The sequence below is a fragment of the Rhizobium sp. BR 317 genome (assembly GCF_047445835.1).
GTDB lineage: Bacteria > Pseudomonadota > Alphaproteobacteria > Rhizobiales > Rhizobiaceae > Rhizobium > Rhizobium paranaense.
Genome location: NZ_JARWLB010000077.1, coordinates 1 through 2,733 on the forward strand (window position 1 = coordinate 1; position 2,733 = coordinate 2,733).

A 2,733-nucleotide genomic window follows, 5' to 3' on the forward strand; every position below is an offset into this window, starting at 1 on the left:
CTTGCGGTCCCCGGAGACGTAGGAAACACCGAGGTTTGCAGCATCGTCGAGCGATCGCAGCGGGACCATCTTGTCCGTATCCACCGAGCGGACCTTCACCTCGCCACCGAACGGCTGGATGATGCCGGCCAAGGCGCGGATAAAAGCGTCCTGCCCCTGCCCATCAAGCCCGGCTACGCCGACGATGCTCCCCTTGGGAAGGTCGAAATCGAACAGGCGCGCCGACCGGTGCGCGGCGAGACCTGTCGCAGTTAGTATTAGAGGGGCCGAGAGCGCCTTCATTCGGGAGGCGTATTCTGTCGCATCGCTGGCGCGCCGATCTGCCGGCGTCATCATGGACAGCAGGTTTTCCTCGGTAATCTCGTCCTTTCCGAGCGTACCGACAGTTATCCCATCACGCAGGATCGTCGCACGGTCGGCGATACGCACGAGTTCGGCGATCCGGTGGGTGACGATGAGGATCGTCGCGCCCTCGGCACGAAGGCGGTCGATTTCCGCATGGAGCCGGAGGGTCGAGTCGAGGTCGAGCGCGGCCGAAGATTCGTCGAGAATCAGCACCTGCGGCTTGCGAAGGATAGCCCGGGCGATGACGATCCACTGTTTGATGCTGAGTGGGAGGCTGCCTGCCAGCTGATCGAGGTCTACGGGTTTTCCGACGAGCCGCGCCACGATTTCAGCCGCTTCTGTCCGCCGATCGCCGGTCGACTGCGAACGAAAGACACCGTCACGACCGACATAGAGGTTCTCGAACACGCTGGCCTCGTCGGCAACCAGGACTTCCTGGAAGATGGTGGTCAGGCCGACCCGCTTGGCGTCGACGGGCGAGGCAACCTTTTCACCCAGGATCGTGACTTTGCCTGCGTCCGGATGCAAAACGCCCGACATGATCTTGGTCATCGTGCTCTTGCCGCTGCCGTTCTCGCCGACGATGGCGTGCACCTCTCCGGCGCGGGCCTCGAAGTCGCACTTCTTGAGTGCCCTCGTCTCCCCGAACGCCTTGGCGACATCTATCATTCTGACTGTTATCTCGCTGCCCATCGCAGACCTCCCACCCGCAACGTCCGCCAAGGCGGCTTTTACGATCATCCAAGGTCCCGCCCGGCGGTTAAGCCACCGGGCGGATCCGGCTTACTGGGCTACCGGCTTCCAGGGATCGGCAGGACGCTCGAAGTACTGGTCGGCAATCGCACTTGGGAACCATCCGTCCGCCTTCGGTTCGACGAAATCAGTCGAGTTCAAATCGCAATCCTCGGGGATCGCAGCGCGAACGTCATCGATTGTGAACGGCAGGACTGGGCGCAGGAAGGACTGCACCTTTGGCCCCTGCCCTTCGAGCGTGCGGAGCATGATCTCCCACATCTGCTGCATCTCGCGGCGCGGCGGCCAGATATGGAAGCCGGCATCAATCCATTCCGGATTCTTGCGCCAGTAACATGCCGCCGAAGCCTCGCCGCCCAGCGTAATCGGCACCATGTCGCGGCCCGACTGGAGCATGGCGTTCAACACGCCGTTCTCCTGCGCGCCCTGTGTCAGAATACCGTCAATCTGGATGGGGTTCGTCGCCAGAAATCTCTGCACCTCGACCTGTGCTACCTGGTCGGTCCACTTGCCAGCCACTTCGCCGACAATCTTGATGTCGGGATACTTTGCCAGCGCGTCTTTGGCGGCCTTGTCGAAGCTGTCGGATGAGGCGAAGCCAGGGATGCCCGACACGAGAAGCACGTTGCCTTTCTTGCCGATCTTGTCTGCGAGCCAGGTGGCCATCTGGCCCCCGCCCTGCGCGTGATTGGCAGCGCCGTTGATCGCGTAAGGCGACGTCACGTATCCTGAAAACGAGAAGACAGGAACGCCTGCCTTATAGGCGTACTCAATCGTCTGGTTGAGAGCGGTGACGTTCGAGCAGCAGATGATGATGGCATCAACACCATCATCAACCATCTGGCGCATCTGCTGGATCTGGACGGCGTCCTTGAGGTCGGACTGGGTGACCACGACTTCAGATACGAGCCCCGCTTTTTTGGAGCGCGGCAAGAGGTCATTCATGACGGCATCGAGGGCCGCTGCGCGCCACGTATTGCCGGCATAGCTACTGGCGTAGCCGATCTTCCAGGGCGGTCCCTTCTTCGGTTTGAAGTCCTTGTAGGCACTCGCTCCGAGCGGAACCTGCGGGTCGACGACCTCGTAGATTTTCTTCTCGTTGGCGGGGAGCTGGTCGACGCCGTCAGCCCAGGCCGTGGTCGTCAGGGCGCTGACCGCGATCAGCGCCCCCATGGTTCCGGTTAAACTCCGTCTCATTGGATGCTCCTCCCAAGAGATTGTTTCAGGCGACTTTCGCCCTGGTTGCGGATGCCTGCCGGATTTCCTCGAGGATCGGCAGCAGGTATTTTCTGAACTCGGTGTAGTCTTCGGTGACCGGGAAATGACCGAGCTTCTCCATCGTCCAGAACTTGCTGCCCTTGACGAGATCGGCGGCGATCTTGGTGTCGGCCGGGGAGGTATTCGGATCGTATTCGCCCGTCAGGAAGTACAGCATGCACTTCGACGTATCGATCTTGCTCGCCTCTTCGGGTGAGACATTGTGGTCGTAGTAGTAGTAATAGAGGTCACCTGCGAAGACGCCCGGACCGCCGCAGCTATATTCCCACTGGATTTCGCGGACATTGGCTTCTGGTGAGTAGGGCGAGATATTGAGCATCATGGCCGCGCCGATGGAGGTGCGGTTCACGTTTGGGT

Annotated in this window: 3 protein-coding genes; all 3 read right to left on the reverse strand. The window is 60.8% G+C overall.

Features of this window, described 5'->3' with window-relative positions; all coding sequences use genetic code 11:
- The coding region (locus QD357_RS31695; protein ID WP_414125943.1) for an ATP-binding cassette domain-containing protein at positions 1–1,038 on the reverse strand (1,038 nt) is incomplete at its 3' end.
- A gap of 90 nt (positions 1,039–1,128) precedes the next feature.
- Positions 1,129–2,295: an ABC transporter substrate-binding protein gene (locus QD357_RS31700; RefSeq protein ID WP_414125939.1), complete on the reverse strand. Its 1,167-nt coding sequence runs from the start codon at positions 2,293–2,295 to the stop codon at positions 1,129–1,131.
- Positions 2,296–2,320: 25 nt separating this feature from the next.
- A partial coding sequence (locus tag QD357_RS31705; RefSeq protein WP_414125941.1) for an alpha/beta fold hydrolase occupies positions 2,321–2,733 on the reverse strand: 413 nt, incomplete at its 5' end.